This is a genomic window from Rahnella woolbedingensis, from assembly GCF_003602095.1.
Classification (GTDB): domain Bacteria; phylum Pseudomonadota; class Gammaproteobacteria; order Enterobacterales; family Enterobacteriaceae; genus Rahnella; species Rahnella woolbedingensis.
On sequence record NZ_RAHH01000004.1, the window covers coordinates 162,655 to 181,701 of the forward strand.

At 53.7% G+C, this 19,047-nt stretch carries 15 protein-coding genes; 10 read left to right on the top strand and 5 right to left on the bottom strand.

The genetic code is table 11. From position 1 onward, the window contains the following. Positions 1-17: 17 nt before the first annotated feature. From degS to zapG, 3 genes are all read right to left on the bottom strand, one after another. The gene (degS, locus tag D6C13_RS04305) at positions 18-1,085 is read right to left on the bottom strand and encodes an outer membrane-stress sensor serine endopeptidase DegS (RefSeq protein WP_120131594.1); all 1,068 of its coding nucleotides are present in this window, start codon (positions 1,083-1,085) and stop codon (positions 18-20) included. Between the two features lie 87 nt (positions 1,086-1,172). Then, positions 1,173-2,540 (bottom strand): serine endoprotease DegQ, encoded by a 1,368-nt coding sequence (degQ, locus tag D6C13_RS04310; protein ID WP_120131595.1) that lies wholly within the window; start codon positions 2,538-2,540, stop codon positions 1,173-1,175. 153 nt (positions 2,541-2,693) lie between these two features. Continuing rightward, positions 2,694-3,095 (bottom strand): Z-ring associated protein ZapG, encoded by a 402-nt coding sequence (gene zapG, locus D6C13_RS04315; RefSeq protein ID WP_120131596.1) that lies wholly within the window; start codon positions 3,093-3,095, stop codon positions 2,694-2,696. Positions 3,096-3,380: 285 nt separating this feature from the next. Between zapG and zapE the strand changes: the two genes are divergently transcribed. From zapE to nanK, 10 genes are all read left to right on the top strand, one after another. Next, positions 3,381-4,523, top strand: coding sequence for a cell division protein ZapE (gene zapE / locus D6C13_RS04320; RefSeq protein WP_120131597.1), 1,143 nt, complete (start codon positions 3,381-3,383; stop codon positions 4,521-4,523). Between the two features lie 346 nt (positions 4,524-4,869). Beyond that, a complete protein-coding gene (gene rplM / locus D6C13_RS04330; protein WP_013577239.1) occupies positions 4,870-5,298 on the top strand; it encodes a 50S ribosomal protein L13 in 429 nt (142 codons plus the stop codon). Positions 5,299-5,314: 16 nt separating this feature from the next. Further along, positions 5,315-5,707: a 30S ribosomal protein S9 gene (gene rpsI, locus D6C13_RS04335; RefSeq protein ID WP_013577238.1), complete on the top strand. Its 393-nt coding sequence runs from the start codon at positions 5,315-5,317 to the stop codon at positions 5,705-5,707. A gap of 333 nt (positions 5,708-6,040) precedes the next feature. Continuing rightward, positions 6,041-6,682, top strand: coding sequence for a stringent starvation protein SspA (gene sspA / locus D6C13_RS04340; RefSeq protein ID WP_013577237.1), 642 nt, complete (start codon positions 6,041-6,043; stop codon positions 6,680-6,682). Between the two features lie 3 nt (positions 6,683-6,685). Beyond that, complete coding sequence (gene sspB / locus D6C13_RS04345) at positions 6,686-7,180, top strand: ClpXP protease specificity-enhancing factor (RefSeq protein ID WP_120131599.1); 495 nt, start codon at positions 6,686-6,688, stop codon at positions 7,178-7,180. Between the two features lie 165 nt (positions 7,181-7,345). Continuing rightward, the gene (locus D6C13_RS04350; RefSeq protein WP_120131600.1) at positions 7,346-8,128 is read left to right on the top strand and encodes a transcriptional regulator NanR; all 783 of its coding nucleotides are present in this window, start codon (positions 7,346-7,348) and stop codon (positions 8,126-8,128) included. Between the two features lie 181 nt (positions 8,129-8,309). After that, positions 8,310-9,209 (top strand): N-acetylneuraminate lyase, encoded by a 900-nt coding sequence (gene nanA, locus D6C13_RS04355; protein WP_120131601.1) that lies wholly within the window; start codon positions 8,310-8,312, stop codon positions 9,207-9,209. Between the two features lie 88 nt (positions 9,210-9,297). Then, positions 9,298-10,791, top strand: coding sequence for an MFS transporter (locus D6C13_RS04360; protein ID WP_120131602.1), 1,494 nt, complete (start codon positions 9,298-9,300; stop codon positions 10,789-10,791). 18 nt (positions 10,792-10,809) lie between these two features. Then, positions 10,810-11,499 (top strand): N-acetylmannosamine-6-phosphate 2-epimerase, encoded by a 690-nt coding sequence (locus D6C13_RS04365; RefSeq protein WP_120131603.1) that lies wholly within the window; start codon positions 10,810-10,812, stop codon positions 11,497-11,499. Then, positions 11,496-12,371: an N-acetylmannosamine kinase gene (gene nanK / locus D6C13_RS04370; RefSeq protein ID WP_120131604.1), complete on the top strand. Its 876-nt coding sequence runs from the start codon at positions 11,496-11,498 to the stop codon at positions 12,369-12,371. Before D6C13_RS04365 ends, nanK begins: the two co-directional genes overlap by 4 nt. A gap of 67 nt (positions 12,372-12,438) precedes the next feature. Here nanK and D6C13_RS04375 read toward each other — a convergent pair whose 3' ends face one another. Together D6C13_RS04375 and gltB are read right to left on the bottom strand one after the other, a co-directional pair. Beyond that, a complete protein-coding gene (locus D6C13_RS04375; RefSeq protein WP_120131605.1) occupies positions 12,439-13,857 on the bottom strand; it encodes a glutamate synthase small subunit in 1,419 nt (472 codons plus the stop codon). 9 nt (positions 13,858-13,866) lie between these two features. After that, positions 13,867-18,324, bottom strand: coding sequence for a glutamate synthase large subunit (gene gltB, locus D6C13_RS04380; protein WP_120131606.1), 4,458 nt, complete (start codon positions 18,322-18,324; stop codon positions 13,867-13,869). Positions 18,325-19,047: the final 723 nt, after the last annotated feature.

Consider the following 19,047-nt stretch of genomic DNA (forward strand, 5'->3'; position numbering starts at 1 on the left):
GTATGATTCAGCGACTGTCAGTGATCAGGATATTCCTGCACGGTAACCTGTAAGGTCAGCTGCTGACCGTCGCGAATGATCTCCACCGGAATAATTGTACCGGGGCGAACTTCTGCCACCTGATCCATTGTCTCGATAGCAGACACGGCCGGTTTATTATTAACGTTAACAATGACATCCCGTACCTGCATGCCCGCATTCGCCGCCGGACCGTTCGGAGTGACTTCGTTAACCACAATCCCCTGAATGCGATCCAGCCCGCTGTTCGGCCCGTGCAGAGGAGAAACTTCGCGGCCGCTGATACCGATGTAACCACGAATAACGCGCCCATCACGGATAAGCTTGCCCATAACTTTTGTTGCCAGCGCTGTCGGGATCGCAAACCCAATGCCTTCGGGTGTCGCACCGTCATTACTCTGGTCGAACGACAGCGTGTTAATCCCCATCAGTTCGCCCAGTGAGTTCACCAGCGCACCGCCGGAGTTCCCCTGGTTGATGGAGGCATCCGTTTGCAGGAAGTTCTGACGACCGGACGGGCTCAGACCGATACGACCGGTGGCGCTGATAATCCCCTGAGTGACGGTTTGCCCGAGATTATACGGGTTACCAATCGCCATCACGACGTCACCGACATGCGGAGTACGGTGGGAATTAATCGGGATCACCGGCAGATTACCGGCATTAATTTTGAGTACGGCCAGATCAGTCAGGCTGTCCGAGCCGACCAGTAAGGCTTCAAACACGCGACCATCTTGTAAAGCGACGATGATCTGGTCGGCATTATTAATGACGTGTTTGTTGGTCAGGATATAGCCGTTGTCATTCATGATAACGCCGGAACCCAGCGTGCGAATGGCCAGTTCGTTTTGCGAACTGTTGCCCATGTTTCGGTTATAAACGTTCACGACGGCAGGCGCGGCGTGACGAACGCCCGAGTTATAGCTGACAGGTTCTTCGCTGGTTTGGGTGAAATTGCGTTCGAACAGCGGGTCTGTGATGTTTTTACGCAACATAGGTACCGCTGCCAGCAAAATGCCAGCAACAATCAGGCCGATAACAGCGGATCTCAATAACTTAACAAACATGGGAGTATGGGATGCGAGATGAAAAGTGCCTGAAGAATAGCATGACTTAATCGGACGCAGCAGCACCTGCGTCCGATTTTCAACCCTTTACGGCATGAATAAGTAGATATTCTGCCCTTTACGCACAATGCTCAGCGCAATCAGGTCAGGTTTGCTTTCCAGAATTTTGCGGAAAGCGGCCAGATTTTCGAGCGGCTCGCGGTTTACACCGATGATCACATCGTCTTTTTGCAGACCTATCTGATCGGCGGGTGTGCCTTTTTTCACGTCATCGACATGCACGCCTTTCGCGTTTTTATCGGCCGGATCACTGAGCGTCACACCCTGCAAGGCAGGATTGAGTTTCTCAATGCTGACCTCCACGGCCGGACTTTTATCCAGCGTGACATTCACGGTCATCGGTTTGCCATCGCGCAGCAAACCAATCTGCATGGTGACACCCGGACCGGCGGTGCCGACTTTGGCGCGCAATTCTGCAAAGCTGCTCAGCTTTTTGCCCTGAAGGGTGACCAGCACGTCACCGGATTTAATCCCGGCTTTTGCTGCTGCCGAATCTGGCAGCACTTCGTTGACGAATGCGCCACGCTGGCTGTCGAGTTTAAATGCCTGTGCCAGTTCCGGCGTCATTTCACTGCCACGAATACCCAGCAGGCCGCGTTTCACTTCGCCGAATTCAATCAGCTGATGGCTGAGGTTTTTCGCCATGTTCACCGGAATAGCAAAGCCGATACCGACGCTGCCACCCTGAGAAGAAATAATGGCGGTGTTGATACCAATCAGTTCACCTTTCAGGTCGAGCAGGGCGCCGCCGGAGTTACCGCGGTTAATCGATGCATCGGTCTGAATAAAGTTTTCCAGCCCTTCAAGATTAAGGCCGCTGCGACCGAGGGCGGAGACAATGCCGGACGTCACGGTCTGACCGAGTCCGAACGGGTTGCCGACGGCGACCGCAAAATCGCCCACGCGCAGATTGTCTGAATCGGCCATGGTGATTTGTGTGAGATTTTTAGCATCGATCAGCTGGATGACGGCGATATCAGACTGATCGTCTTTGCCGATGAGTTTGGCTTTATATTCGCGGCCATCGTTGAGCTGTACGCTGATTTTGTCGGCGTTATTCACCACGTGATTGTTGGTGAGCACGTACCCTTTAGCGGCATCAATGATCACGCCCGAGCCCAGACCTTCAAACGGCTGTGGTCCCGGATTAGGCTCCGGATCCTGCTGACCAAAGAAGAATTTGTATTCCGGTGGCACATCCGCACTTGGCGGCTGCGTGCCGGAAACCTGAACACCCACCACGGCCGGCAGCACTTTCTCCAGCATCGGTGCCAGGCTTGGCAAAGGTTGTCCCTGAACTTGTGTCGGTAAAGCCGCATTCGCCATAGGCGCAGAAGCGAAAGTTAATCCAAGGCTAACAGCTAACACACTGAGCAAAAATGACTTTTTCTTCATCACGATAACTCTCTCGCTTTCTGTAAGGGACGTCAGTTATGGGCAATAGAACGGTGATTCACAACACGGAAGGGTCTTGAGAACGGCACATGCACGGAACATGTGCCGTAAATACGTCTGCACAACGATTGTCGTGCAGGACAGCAGCGTCGGTTATTTACGAATCGGACGCTCGCCGCGCAGCAAACCTGATGCGCCATCTGAATAATCGCGTGGCATCTGTACCGGAACCTGATCGTTGTCCGCTTCGGAACCGGTCAGACGGTAGTTAAACGGATTGTCCTGTTCTGGCATATCAGGCAGCAGATTGTTGGAGCTCTTCGCCATATGCTGATAAAGCTGACGGTAATCCGTCGCCATGTTATCAAGCAACTCTGCGCTGCGGGCAAAATGGCCCACCAGCTCCTGACGGTATTCGTCGAGTTCGGCTTTGCTTTTCTCCAGTTCGTTTTTCATGACTTGTTGATCACGTAATTTACGATTACCAAAGCGCATCGCTACCGCACCAATTGCGATACCGACCACTAATCCAATAAGTGCATACTCCCAGGTCATAATGACTCCTATTTTGACTTCGTTGTCCCGCAGGGCTTTTTCACGTAACTTTTATGACTTAACTTTTTTACACAATGGTTTTAACGTAATTCTCACACGCATTGGTCATGCAATAGCTCCACTATAACCGTTAACCTTGTCAGAGTGGAATCCTGCCGGGAAAATCGCTGCCGTCTGATGGTTTTTTCGCACACAGACAGCAGGGAAAAGCGGCGAACCCACCGCAAAAAAGCGGCAAAACGACGTGAAAAACTTAAAATTTTTTTCTCAGGGACGTTAACTAAGATGCAACCCAAATCACCACTTTTCGTGTATCAGAATGCCGTTGATGCTGGCGAGTTCCAGCCGGACGCGGTTCAGAAACAGGCTGTTGCCCAGCTCGACGCTATCTACCAGGCATTATCTTTCCGCCCGGCGACGGAATCTTCGACTGCGACCCCCCGCGGCGGCTTGCTGGGGCGACTCTTTGGCAAAAGTGCGCCAAAAACCACGCAACGTCCGGTTCAGGGTTTATATATGTGGGGCGGCGTGGGGCGCGGCAAAACCTGGCTGATGGATTTGTTTTTCCACAGTCTGCCGGGAGAGCGCAAACTTCGTCTGCACTTTCACCGTTTTATGCTGCGCGTTCACGAAGAGCTGACGCAGCTTCAGGGACAGGAAGATCCGCTGGAAGTGATCGCCGACCGTTTCAAAGCGGAAACTGATGTTTTATGTTTCGATGAGTTTTTTGTCTCGGACATTACCGACGCCATGCTGCTGGCCACGTTGCTACAGGCGTTGTTCGCCCGTGGCATCACGCTAATCGCCACGTCCAACATTCCGCCTGATTCGCTGTACCGTAACGGCCTGCAACGCGCGCGCTTCCTGCCGGCTATCGATCTGATTAAAGAGTATTGCGATGTGCTGAATGTGGATGCAGGGATTGATTACCGCCTGCGTACGCTGACTCAGGCCAATTTATGGCTCGCTCCGGCGGGCGGCGACACCACCACAGCCATGCAAAGTATGCTGGGAAAACTGACCGGTAATCACAGTGGTTCTGGGGGTGCCGAGGCGGTCACGCTGGAAGTGAATCACCGCCCGATGCGGGCGATTGCTGCCGTTGACGGCGTGCTGGCGATAGAATTCCATACGTTATGCGAAGAGGCGCGCAGCCAGCTCGATTACATTGCGCTGTCAAAAATCTATCACAGCGTGCTGCTGCATAATGTGCCGGTGATGAAATCGGACAACGAAAATGCGGCGCGACGTTTTCTGGCGCTGGTGGATGAGTTCTATGAACGTCACGTCAAACTGGTCGTTTCTGCCTCGGCGCCGATGTTTGAGATATATCAGGGCGAACGGCTGAAGTTCGAGTACCAACGCTGCCTGTCGCGTTTGCAGGAAATGCAAAGTGAGGAATACCTCAAGCGACCGCATCTGCCGTGATTTTTAACTGGTTATTTTTTGTTCTCTTCATGATATAAGAACACGCAGTACATCCTGCATGGCGAACCTTTCTGCTGTCGTGAAGGAAATCTTCCTTTTCGTCGAAAAAGGGTTCGATCTTTGCAGGAGACTTCTCTATAATCTTGCGACCCCACGTTACTACAAAGTTTTTTTCCCGAAACTTTATAAGTGCCAGCATTGGCTATTCGAAGGGGTAGGTTTGCTGGACGATGGTCGTGTGAACCTCCAATACTTATTTTATAAACCTGGGTTCTTATGTGGTTTATAAAAACATATAGGCGTTTGGGTGTTCGCCAACGTGTAACTTTAATTGGGTAAGCTTTTAATGAAAACTTTTACAGCTAAACCGGAAACCGTACAACGTGACTGGTTCGTAGTTGACGCTACCGGCAAGACCTTAGGTCGCCTGGCCACTGAACTGGCCCGCCGTCTGCGTGGCAAACATAAAGCGGAATACACTCCGCACGTTGATACTGGTGATTACATCATCGTTCTGAACGCAGAAAAAGTTGCTGTAACCGGCAACAAGCGTAACGACAAGATTTATTACCATCACACCGGTCACATCGGTGGTATCAAGCAAGCGACCTTTGAAGAGATGATCGCTCGCCGTCCTGAACGCGTGATCGAGCTCGCGGTTAAAGGCATGCTGCCAAAAGGCCCGTTGGGTCGTGCAATGTACCGTAAAATGAAAGTTTACGCGGGTAACGAGCACACTCATGCGGCGCAACAACCGCAAGTTCTTGACATTTAATTCGGGATTATAGGCAATGGCTGAAAATCAATACTACGGCACTGGTCGCCGCAAAAGCTCCGCCGCTCGTGTTTTCATCAAACCGGGTAGTGGTAACATCGTAATTAACCAGCGTAGCCTGGAACAGTACTTTGGTCGTGAAACTGCCCGCATGGTAGTTCGTCAACCACTGGAACTGGTCGACATGGTTGAGAAATTCGACCTGTACATCACCGTTAAAGGTGGTGGTATCTCCGGTCAAGCTGGTGCTATCCGTCACGGTATTACCCGTGCACTGATGGAATATGACGAAAATCTTCGTGGCGAACTGCGTAAAGCTGGCTTCGTTACTCGTGATGCTCGTCAGGTTGAACGTAAGAAAGTCGGTCTGCGTAAAGCACGTCGTCGTCCTCAGTTCTCCAAACGTTAATTTTCTGCTGCTTTGCAGCACAGTGCTTCGGCACGAAAATCAGCGTCAAAAACCCGGTGCTTCACCGGGTTTTTTTATGTCTTTTTTTCAGCAATCGCAGGGGAAATGATCTCCTGACACACAATTCGCCACGAAATCGTCTCACCGTCCCCCACAGCGTGCGTAAAATCTGGTAAACTATCACACACTTTTGTGCCTATTCGCCGAGCAGTTGACGTTGCCGCGCTTCCTGGCTGGGTTCGCCTTGCCGATGGTTGTCTATGAAACTACGGGACAAAAACTGCAGGCTGGCGATAACTCGCTGTATTTTTCTAGATAAACTTGGAGGTTTTCATGGCTGTCGCTGCCAACAAACGTTCGGTAATGACGCTGTTTTCCGGCCCGACCGACATTTTTAGCCATCAAGTACGTATCGTACTGGCGGAAAAAGGTGTCAGTGTCGAGATCGAGCAGGTTGAGATGGATCACCTGCCGCAGGATCTTATTGACCTCAACCCTTACCGCACCGTACCGACGCTGGTTGATCGTGAACTGACCCTGTTCGAATCCCGCATCATCATGGAATATCTTGATGAGCGTTTCCCGCATCCACCGCTGATGCCGGTTTATCCGGTTGCCCGTGGTGAGAGCCGTCTGATGATGCACCGCATCGAAAACGACTGGTATTCGCTGATGCGTCAAATCGAACAAGGTTCTGCAACTGAAGCCGATGCTGCGCGTAAGCAACTGCGTGAAGAGCTGCTGGCGATTGCGCCAATCTTCTCGTACATGCCTTACTTCAAAAGCGAAGAGTTCAGTCTGGTCGATTGCTACCTGGCTCCGCTGCTTTGGCGTTTGCCAGAGCTGGGCATTGAGCTGTCAGGTACCGGTTCTAAAGAGCTGAAAGGCTATATGACCCGCGTCTTCGAACGTGATGCTTTCCTGGCTTCCCTGACTGAAGCAGAGCGCGAAATGCGTTTGCATACCCGAGGCTAAGGTATGGAGATGACCGACATGTCTGCGCGTCGCCCTTATCTGCTGCGGGCTTTTTATGACTGGTTGCTCGACAACCAGTTAACTCCGCATCTGGTGGTTGACGTAACGATGCCTGGCGTGATGGTGCCGATGGAGTTTGCGCGTGACGGACAAATCGTTCTGAACGTCGCGCCGCGTGCTGTCGGCAATCTCGAACTGGGTAACGATGATGTGCGCTTTAACGCCCGTTTTGGTGGCGTACCGCGTAACGTGTTTGTACCGATTGCTGCTGTGCTGGCGATTTATGCCCGTGAAAACGGTGCAGGTACCATGTTTGAACCTGAACCTGCTTATGAAGCTGAAGGTGCCTTTGACGGCGACCTGAGCGCGGATGAGCCGACAGAGCCGACCATGTCAGTCATTGATGGCGATTTGCCGGATGTGGCTGAAGAAGACCCGAATGATGAGCCGCCGACTCCGCCACGCGGTGGTCGTCCGGCATTGCGCGTTGTGAAATAACAACCTGACTCAGCCTGGCTTCACGCTTAAACCCTGCGTTGTTACGCGGGGTTTTTTATTGCCCTGAATCCGCAGGTCTCTCCTTTCGCCTGTGCAGATTTGCTGTGTTATCATTCAAAAAATCATTCTCACACCTTCTATTAATCAGGGTCTGATCCCGACGCTATGAGCACATTCGACGAACAACCGGCAGAGACCAGTGACACTTTCGGGCATGCAATGCGCCGCCGTCCGCTCGCCCGCAAGAAGCTTTCAGAGATGGTGGAAGAGGAGCTGGAGCAGATGATCCGCAGGCGCGAATTTGCTGAAGGGGAGCAACTGCCGTCCGAGCGTGAGCTGATGACGTTCTTCAATGTCGGCCGTCCGTCCGTGCGTGAAGCGCTGGCGGCGCTTAAACGCAAAGGGTTGGTGCAAATCAGCAACGGCGAGCGCGCCCGCGTATCCCGTCCTTCGGCTGAAACTATCATCAGCGAACTGTCCGGTGTGGCGACAGACTTTCTGGCGCGTCCGGAGGGCATTGCCCATTTCGAACAGCTGCGGATGTTTTTCGAATCCAGTCTGGTGCGTTACGCCGCTGAATTTGCTACTGACGAACAGGTTGAGCGTCTGGGCAAAGCGCTGGAAATGAACAGCCAGTCGCTGGATGACAACGATCTCTTTATCCGTTCTGATATCGAATTCCACCGCGAACTGGCTGAAATCCCGGCCAATCCTATCTTCATGGTCGTACACGTTGCCTTGCTGGACTGGCTGATTGCGGCGCGTCCTTCCGTCCCTCAGGAAGAACTGCATGCGCATAATAACGTCAGTTATCAGCAGCACATCGAAATCTTCAATGCCATTCAGGCCCGCGATCCTGATGCTGCGGATGCGGCGCTGAAGGCCCATCTGAAAAGCGTATTTGCGGCGTACTACGCAGCAAAGCCTAAGCGCGGATCGAAGAAGTAATCTCATCTGAACTGAGATCTTCCCCGCATTCTTTTTGATCGTCCCTGATCAGCCATAACTATTTCATATGCACGAGATCACATCCTGAGCCTTCAGTTGTATTGTGTTTGTTTTTTGGTCTGGTATAACAGGTATAAAGGTATATCGACTTTACTCCAAACCCAATAACCAGGATGCGTTTATGAAACAGAATCTGCGGGGCGTGATGCCGGCATTGCTCACTCCTTTTAATCAGCAACAACAAGTGGATACCGACAGCCTGCGCCGTCTGGTGCGTTTCAATATCGAACAGGGAATTGATGGCCTGTATGTCGGCGGTTCTACCGGCGAAGCTTTTCTGCAAAGCCCGCAGGAGCGTGAGCAGGTGCTGGAAATTGTGGCAGAAGAAGCGAAAGGTAAGGTGACGCTGATTGCCCATGTCGGTGCTATCAGCACCCGTGAAAGCCAGACACTGGCCGCCGCCGCGCATCGTTACGGCTTTGACGCCGTCTCCGCAGTGACGCCTTTCTACTATCCTTTCAGCTTTAATGAACACTGCGATCACTACCGCGCCGTTACGGATTCCGCCGAAGGCCTGCCGATGGTGGTTTACAACATTCCGGCACTCAGCGGCGTGAAACTGACACTGGAACAAATCGACACGCTGATCAAACTGCCCGGCGTTGGCGCGCTCAAACAAACATCCGGTGACCTGTATGAAATGGAAAAAATCCGCCGTGCGCATCCGGATTTAGTGCTCTACAACGGTTACGACGAAATCTTTGCATCCGGCTTGCTGGCGGGGGCAGATGGCGGAATCGGCAGTACCTACAACGTGATGGGATGGCGCTATATGGCCATCAAAAAAGCCGTGCAGGAAGGAGACGTACAGCGCGCCATGCATCTGCAAAGTGAATGCAACAAGGTCATCGACCTGCTGATCAAAACGGGCGTATTCCGCGGGCTGAAAACGATTCTGCATTACATGGATATCGTTGCCATGCCGCTGTGCCGCAAACCTTTTGCGCCGGTAGATGAACAATATCTGCCTGCCCTTAAGGCGCTGGCCGCGCAGCTCCAGGCAGAGGGCAGCACCTTCTGAATCCGGATGCCGGGATGTCCGGCATCACCCATTCTTTATCAGTCCTGACCAAAGGGGGGATTAATGCTAATCCGCCCGGGGGTGATTTATGCGTAACAATGCCCGACAGATCTCATGGTTTCACCATTTGACTAAACCGCAATGGAAAGCATTTTCGGCCGCCTGGATTGGCTACCTTTTGGATGGTTTTGATTTTGTCCTGATCGCATTAGTGCTGACAGAAATCAAAAGCGAGTTCGACCTGACGGGCGTTCAGGCGGCGAGTCTGATTTCTGCGGCGTTTATTTCCCGCTGGTTTGGCGGACTATTGCTGGGTGCGATGGGCGACCGTTATGGACGTAAACTGGCGATGATCAGCAGTATCGTGCTGTTTTCTGTCGGGACGCTGGCCTGCGGTTTTGCGCCCAATTTCACCGTGATGTTCCTCGCTCGTCTGATTATCGGCCTGGGCATGGCGGGTGAATACGGCTCGAGTGCCACGTATGTCATCGAAAGCTGGCCCAAGCATTTACGTAACAAAGCCAGCGGATTTCTGATCTCCGGCTTCTCGGTCGGTGCCGTGATTGCCGCGCAGGTTTACAGCGTGGTGGTGCCGGTCTGGGGCTGGCGCGCGCTGTTTTTCATAGGCATCTTACCGATTATTTTCGCCCTCTGGCTGCGTAAAAATATTCCGGAAGCGGAAGACTGGCAGGCGAAGTTTGCCCACAAGAAACCGGTCAGAACCATGGTGGATATTCTGTACCGCGGCAAGTTTCGGGTTATCAATATTGGGACGACCATGGTTGCCGCCACCGCCTTGTATTTCTGTTTCGTCGGTGATGTGGGCAGCGCTGCGGTGATTGCGATACTGGGGCTGGTTTGCGCCGCTATTTTCATCAGTTTTATGGTACAGGGCAGCGGCAAACGCTGGCCGACGGGTGTCACGCTGATGGTCGTGGTCTTCTTTGCTTTCCTGTATTCATGGCCGATTCAGGCATTGTTACCGACTTACTTAAAAACCGAGCTGGCCTATTCGCCGACGCTGGTGGCGCATGTGTTGTTCTTCAGCGGCTTTGGCGCAGCGGTCGGTTGCTGCGTGGGCGGTTTTCTCGGCGACTGGCTGGGAACGCGCAAAGCGTACGTTTACAGCTTACTGGCTTCGCAGCTGCTTATTATTCCGGTATTTGCTATCGGCGGCGGAAATATCTGGGTGTTGGGATTACTGTTATTCCTGCAACAAATGTTAGGTCAGGGGATCTCCGGCATTCTGCCGAAACTGATTGGTGGCTATTTCGATACCGAACAGCGTGCGGCAGGGCTGGGCTTTACCTATAACGTCGGCGCACTGGGTGGCGCACTGGCACCGGTGATTGGTGTGACGATCGCCCAGCGTTTGGATCTCGGCACTGCGCTGGCGTCACTGTCCTTCGGGCTGACGTTTGTGGTGATCCTGCTGATCGGGCTGGATATGCCGTCACGTGTTCAGCGCTGGGTTCATCCTGAAGCTCTGCGCACGCATGACACCATTGACGGCAAACCTTTCAGCGGTGCAATGAAAAAGCCGAAGCCAGAAAATCCGAAAAATGGATTGATCAGAAACTGATTTTTGCAGGGAGTTCTTATGTCATTACTTGAAAAACTGGATGCACAGATTGCAAAGGCTGGCGGACTGATTGTGTCTTGTCAGCCGGTTCCCGGCAGCCCGCTGGATAAACCTGACATTGTGGCCGCGATGGCGCTGGCCGCACAACAGGCCGGTGCGGTGGCACTGCGCATTGAAGGTATTGAGAACCTCAAAGCCACGCATGCACGGGTGTCAGTGCCCATCATCGGCATTCTCAAACGCGATCTGCCTGATTCACCGGTGCGCATTACGCCTTTTCTGGAAGACGTGGATGCGCTGGCCGCCGCGGGGGCCAGCATTATTGCCTTTGATGGCACTGAGCGCGAAAGGCCGGTGCCGGTGGCGGAATTACTGGCACGAATTCATCAGCATCAGTTGCTGGCCATGGCTGATTGTTCCTCGCAGGAAGACGGGCTGAAATGTCACCGGATGGGTGCGGAGATTATCGGTACGACGCTGTCAGGTTACATCACTGCACAAACGCCACAGGAGCCTGATTTTGATTTAGTGAAAGTGCTCAGTGATAAAGGATGCCATGTGATTGCCGAAGGGCGCTATAACTCGCCAGCGCTGGCTGCTGAGGCGATGCAAAACGGCGCATGGGCGGTGACGGTGGGTTCTGCCATTACGCGGCTGGAACATGTCTGCCAGTGGTTCCGCGATGAGATCGTGAAGGTTGCGAAATGACCACGCTGGTGATTGATATTGGCGGTACCAAACTCGCGGCGGCGCTGGCAGACAGCGCGTTAAATCTCACACAGCGGCGGGAAATTCCTACGCCGGCGAGCAAAACACCGGATGCCTTGCAGTCCGCGCTGGCTGAGCTGATCGCCCCGCTGGTTTCACAGGCGCAGCGGGTCGCCATTGCTTCTACCGGTATCATCAGGCATGGCGTTCTCACTGCCCTGAATCCGGATAATCTCGGCGGCCTCAGCCATTTTCCTCTGGTTGATGTGATTTCCCGGCTGACGCAGCTCCCGTGTATGGCGGTAAATGATGCGCAGTCGGCTGCCTGGGCTGAGTATCACGCACTTTCAGTCGATATTACGGATATGGTCTTTCTCACCATCTCGACCGGCGTAGGCGGCGGAATGGTCAGTAACGGCAAGCTGCTGACAGGCACTGAAGGGCTGGCGGGGCATTTTGGTCATACGCTGGCCGACCCGCTCGGGCCGAAATGTGGTTGCGGAAGAACCGGTTGCGTTGAAGCGATAGCATCCGGGCGTGGTATTGCCAGCGCAGCGCACGGTGATTTAGCCGGTTGCACGGCAAAACAAATTTTTGCTCATGCGGCGGCAGGGCATTGGCAGGCAGCGGAACTGATACAGCGTTCAGCCAGGGCGCTGGCGCGTTTGATAGCGGATATCAAAGTGGCGACCGATTGTCAGTGCGTGGTGATGGGCGGCAGTATTGGTCTGGCCGATGGCTATTTAGCGCAGGTCAGAACGTTTCTGGATGAGGAGCCGCAGGTGTGCCGCGTGCCGCTTTTCAGAGCGAAACATCAGCATGACGCCGGTTTGCGGGGCGCCGCGTTACTCGCGCAGGAAACGGCGGTTTAGATTTTATTCGTTTAAAAAAACAACGGGGTTGCCATTGCTGGCAGCCCCGTTTTCATGACAGAACGCATCAGACTTCGAGGAAGTTCATGATGCCTTCTGCCGCTTTACGACCTTCGGCAATCGCCGTGACCACCAGATCAGAACCGCGAACCGCATCGCCACCGGCGAAGATTTTCGGGTTGCTGGTCTGGAAGGCGTTGTCGCTGCCTTCAGGGGCAAGGATGCGTCCCTGAGAGTCCAGCTCAACGTCGTGTGCTGCCAGCCATTCCATTTTGTGAGGGCGGAAGCCAAACGCCATGACGACGGCATCAGCTTCCATCACATGTTCGGAACCGGCCACGATTTCAGCGCGCCGACGGCCATGTGCATCCGGTGCGCCCAGTTCGGTACGCGCCATACGCACACCACACACGCGGCCTGAATCGTTCAGTTCGATGCTCAGCGGTTGCAGGTTGAATTTGAAATCCACACCTTCTTCGCGCGCATTCTTCACTTCACGACGTGAACCCGGCATGTTTTCTTCGTCACGACGGTACGCACAGGTCACGTGGGTTGCGCCCTGACGGATTGAAGTACGCACGCAGTCCATTGCGGTGTCACCACCGCCCAGTACCACGACGCGCTTTTTATCCATCGTCACAAAAGGCTCTTCCTGACTGTCATCGTAGCCCATCAGTTGCTTGGTGTTGGCGATGAGGAACGGCAGGGCATCGTAAACGCCTGGCGCATCTTCATTCAGCAAGCCACCGCGCATGGACTGATATGTCCCGACGCCGAGGAATACAGAATCGTATTCTGCCAGCAGCGCATCAATGGTGATGTCTTTGCCGACTTCGATATTGAGCTGGAATTCGATACCCATCTCAGTGAAGATTTCGCGACGCTTGGTCATCACTGATTTTTCCAGCTTGAAGGCCGGGATACCGAAAGTCAGCAGGCCGCCGATTTCCGGATGGCGATCGTAAACCACCGCTTTCACACCGTTACGGGTCAGGACGTCAGCACAGGCCAGACCTGCCGGACCTGCGCCGATAATCGCCACACGTTTACCGGTTGGGTGCACGTGAGACATATCCGGACGCCAGCCCATCTCGATGGCTTTATCATTGATATAGCGCTCGATGTTACCGATGGTCACTGCACCGAACTCATCGTTCAGGGTGCAGGAGCCTTCGCACAGTCTATCCTGCGGACAAACGCGTCCGCAGACTTCCGGCAGGCTGTTGGTCTGGTGCGCGAGGTCGGCGGCTTCCATGATGCGACCTTCGTTCGCCAGCTTCAGCCAGTTAGGAATGTAGTTGTGAACCGGGCATTTCCATTCGCAGTAAGGGTTACCACAGGACAGACAGCGGTCTGCCTGCGATGCGGCCTGGGTTGCTGAGAACGGCTCGTAAATTTCCACAAACTCAATTTTACGGATCTTCAGCGCTTTTTTAGGCGGATCAACACGCTGTAAGTCGACAAATTGATAAACGTTTTGACTCATCTTAACCTCTTACTGCGCTTGAACCCGCAGCTCTGCTGCGGAACGACTACGGTGACCCAACAATGCTTTGACATCACTGGACTTCGGTTTTACCAGGGCAAATTTAGGCGCCCATTCCGGCCAGTTCGCCAAAATCTCTTCACCACGGGTCGATGCGGTCAACTGGACGTGTTCGATGATCAAACCGCGCAGATGCTCTTCATGGATAGCCAGGTCGGCCACTTCCAGGACTTCAACCAGTTCCGGGTTAACACGTTTGCGGAATTCGCCATCTTCATCAAGAACGTAGGCGAAGCCCCCGGTCATGCCTGCGCCGAAGTTGACGCCGGTACGGCCCAGCACACAAACAATGCCGCCGGTCATGTATTCACAGCCGTTATCGCCGATGCCTTCGACTACGGTGATGGCACCGGAGTTACGCACCGCGAAACGTTCACCCGCACGACCCGCTGCAAACAATTTGCCGCCAGTCGCGCCGTACAGGCAGGTGTTACCGATGATGCTGGCTTCGTGGCTGCGGAACGCTGAGCCGATTGGCGGGCGGATAGCAATACGGCCACCGGCCATACCTTTGCCCACGTAGTCGTTCGCGTCGCCGGTCAGCATTAAATCAACGCCGCCTGCGTTCCAGACGCCGAAGCTCTGGCCTGCGGTACCGTTGAAGTTAATACGCACCGGATCCGCCGCCATGCCCTGATCGCCATGTTTCTCTGCAATCGCACCGGACAACATGGCGCCGACGGAACGGTCAGTGTTGCGGATATCAAAGTAGAACGCTTTGCTCTGCTTGGAATCGATGTGCGGCGCTGCCTGTTCCAGAATGTCTTTGTTCAGCTGACCCTTATCAAACGCCGGGTTGCTTTCGGTGCAGTACACCGCTTTGCCTTCATGCGGTGTGGCGGTCGCCAGCATCGCAGAGAGGTCGAGATTGTTTTGCTTGGCAGTGAAACCTTCCAGCTCAGTCAGCAGATCGGTGCGACCAATCAGATCCACCAGTTGGCTGACACCCAGTTCGGCCATGATTTCGCGGGTTTCCTGCGTGATGAACTTGAAGTAGTTCACCACACGCTCTGGCAGGCCGTGATAATGGTTGCGACGCAGTTTGTCGTCCTGAGTTGCCACGCCCGTTGCACAGTTGTTCAGGTGACAAATACGCAGGTATTTACAGCCCAGTGCGACCATCGGACCGGTACCGAAACCGAAACTTTCTGCGCCCAGAATCGCGGCCTTGATGATGTCGAGACCGGTTTTCAGGCCGCCATCCACCTGCAGACGTATTTTGTGACGCAGGCCGTTGGCGACCAGTGCCTGTTGTGTTTCCACCAGACCCAGTTCCCACGGACAACCTGCGTATTTCACTGAGGACAGCGGGCTTGCGCCGGTGCCGCCATCGTAGCCCGCGATAGTGATGAGATCCGCATAGGCTTTCGCGACACCGACGGCAATCGTGCCGACGCCTGGTTCAGAAACCAGTTTCACCGAAATCATTGCTTTCGGGTTGACCTGTTTCAGGTCGAAAATCAGCTGCGCCAGATCTTCGATAGAATAAATATCGTGGTGCGGCGGTGGAGAAATCAGGGTGACACCCGGCACGGAATAACGCAGTTTCGCGATGTACGGCGTCACTTTGTCACCCGGCAACTGACCGCCTTCGCCAGGTTTCGCGCCCTGTGCGACTTTGATCTGAATAACATCCGCATTGACCAGATACGCTGGTGTGACACCGAAACGACCGGAAGCGACCTGTTTGATACGGGACACTTTATTGGTGCCGTAACGTGCAGGGTCTTCGCCGCCTTCACCGGAGTTAGAACGCCCGCCGATGCTGTTCATCGCTTCGGCCAGAGATTCGTGTGCTTCCGGGCTTAACGCGCCGATAGACATTGCTGCGGTATCGAAGCGGGTAAACAAACCTTCTGCCGGTTCAACCTGATCAACAGGGATCGGCTGACCTTTAGGTGTCACTTTCAGCAAGTCGCGCAGTGTGGCGACCGGACGTTCGTTCACCAGCTTGGCGTAAACTTTATAATCGTCGTAATCGCCGCTGTTCACCGCAGTTTGCAGCGTCGTGACCACGTCCGGGTTATAAGAGTGATATTCACCACCGTGGACAAATTTCAGCAGGCCGCCCTGATCCAGCGTTTTGCGTTTCAGCCACGCGCGTTTAGACAGGTTCAGCAAATCCTGTTCGAAATCGCTGTAACCGGCACCGCCGATACGGCTGACCACGCCGTTGAAGCAGGTGTTGCACAAATCCTTCGCCAGACCGACCGCTTCAAACAGTTTGGAGCAGCGGTAAGAAGCGACCGTTGAGATGCCCATTTTGGACATGATCTTGTACAGGCCTTTGTTGATGCCGTTACGGTAGTTCAGCATCACTTCACGGTATTTCTTCTCGATAACCTGAGTGTCGACCAGTTTGGCCAGCGTTTCGTAGGCCAGATACGGGTAAACCGCAGTGGCGCCGAAACCAATCAGTACGGCGAAATGGTGCGGGTCGCGGGCGCTGGCGGTTTCAACAATGATGTTGGCATCGCAACGCAGGCTTTTCTCGACCAGACGCAGTTGCAGCGCGCCGACGGCCATAGGTGCAGGCAGCGGCAGGCGGTTCGGGGCGATATTGCGGTCAGACAGCACCAGCAGAACCGCACCGTTACGCACTTTCTGTTCGCCTTCGTCACAGAGTTTCTGGACGAACTGCTCCATATTTTGTTCGGCAGGATCATAAGTCAGATCCAGCGTTTCAGCGCGATAGTGTTTGCTGTCGAGCGTGGTGAGCTGTTTAAAGTCAGACCACAGCAGGATTGGCGATTTGAAGCTCAGACGGTGCGCCTGGCCTTCGGCTTCGCAGAACACGTTCATCTCGCGGCCAATGCTGGTCGCCAGAGACATCACGTGAGCTTCACGCAGCGGATCGATTGGCGGGTTGGTGACCTGCGCAAACTGCTGGCGGAAGTAGTCATAAACAATACGCGGACGGCTGGAAAGCACGGCGAATGGCGTGTCATCGCCCATCGAGCCGACGGCTTCCTGACCGTTCTCACCCAGTACGCGGATGATCTGATCGAGTTCTTCGCTGCTGTAGCCGAACTGTTTCTGGTAAGTTTCCAGTAAGGTGTCTTCCATCTGGCGGCTGCCGACCTGATCTTCCGGCAGGTCTTCGAACGGCACCAGACGCTGAACGTTTTTCTCCATCCATTGTTTATAGGGATGGCGGCCTTTCAGGTCGTTGTCGGTTTCCGCTGAGTGGTGGATCTTGCCGCTGCGGGTGTCGATGACCATTAGTTCGCCCGGTCCGACGCGGCCTTTTTCGACCACTTCGTCCGGCTGATAATCCCAGATCCCAACTTCAGATGCGCAGGTGATCAGCTTATCTTTGGTGATGACATAACGCGCAGGGCGCAGACCATTACGGTCGAGGTTACAGGCGGCATAACGGCCGTCTGACATCACGATACCGGCCGGACCGTCCCACGGCTCCATGTGCATGGAGTTGAAATCGAAGAACGCGCGCAGGTCGTCGTCCATATCCGGGTTCTGCTGCCAGGCTGGTGGAACCAGCAAACGCATGGCGCGCAGCAAATCCATCCCGCCTGCCAGGAACAGTTCTAGCATGTTATCCAGCGAACTGGAGTCAGAGCCGGTTTCGTTCACGAAAGGCGAAGCGTCTTGCAGGTCAGGGATCAGCGGCGTTTTGAATTTATACGCACGGGCACGCGCCCACTGGCGGTTACCGGTGATGGTGTTGATTTCGCCGTTGTGCGCCAGATAGCGGAAAGGCTGAGCCAGTTGCCAGCGCGGAACGGTGTTGGTAGAGAAACGCTGGTGGAACAGGCAGATTGCTGATTCCAGACGCAGGTCGGCCAGGTCTAAATAGAAGCGTGGCAGATCCGCAGGCATACACAGGCCTTTATAGATCGTGACCACGTTGGAGAAGCTGCACACATAGAAATCTTTATCCTGAATGCGTTTCTCAATGCGGCGGCGCGCCATATACAGGCGGCGCTCCATATCACGCGGACGCCATCCGGCAGGCGCGTTGACAAAAATTTGTTCGATACGAGGCAGGGAGGAAAGCGCGATTTCACCGAGTACGTCCGGATTGGTCGGGACGTCACGCCAGCCCACCACGGACAGCGTCTCGTTTTGCAATTCTTCTTCTACAATACGGCGGCTCGCTTCAGCTTCTTTTTCATCTTTGCTGAGGAACAGCATGCCCACGGCGTAGTTTTTCGCCAGGCGCCAGCCACGTTCTTCGGCAATCATGCGGAAGAAGCGGTCAGGTTTTTGCAGATGAAGGCCACAGCCGTCGCCGGTCTTGCCGTCAGCAAGGATCGCGCCACGGTGTTGCATACGGGCCAGTGCGTGAATTGCCGTACGCACGACCTTATGGCTAGGTTCGCCTTCTATATGGGCGATCAGGCCGAAACCACAGTTGTCCCTCTCTTGGGATTTATCGTACAACATAACGTGAACCTCCCCAGGCTCTGCGAGACTCTCACACCAATCGCGAGCGGTCTTATTCACAGAGTTTGTCCGCAATTTCGCGCACTCTTGCGGTGCGTTGATTGCCCGAACATCTCCGTCAAAGGCCTCTCGTGATGGTTCTCACAAGTGGTGGTTGACTTGTTTTAATGAGGGAGTCTTCAATTACTGCATAAATATGACGAGTTGCTCACTCGTCGAGATTGCTTCCAGCGGACTCCCAACTTAGCGAGAAAGCACCATCAGGTCAAATGGCGGATTAACTTATATTAAAAGTGATATAAAAGAGTTTAACCAATTGATATGTATAAATTAACTGGCGTTTTTAATGGCATAATATCGGTGTGGTAAAGCGTCCAAAGTGTGAGCTGACTCACTATAGGAAAAGCTTCAGATCTCCGCACCGTGCTGGCAGGTGCTTATTTACCAGTATTTTATACTGGAAAACTCTGCGGGCATGCGGTTTGTCACTGTTTTTAACCTGATAGTAATAATGTGTCTGAGCGGTCTTTGTAATAAGAATTATTCATATTGCTGCGAATGACTTTATTTGCAGTAATAATGAATAGTTATGCCTGCGCGAAAGGCGCCGAGAGGGAAAAAATTCGGAGGAGTAAAGGAAAAGATGTTAGCCACAGGGCATTTGGCAACTTTATCAGCCTGATAAAGCCGGCCGATATTAATAATAGCACCCTGCAAAATAGT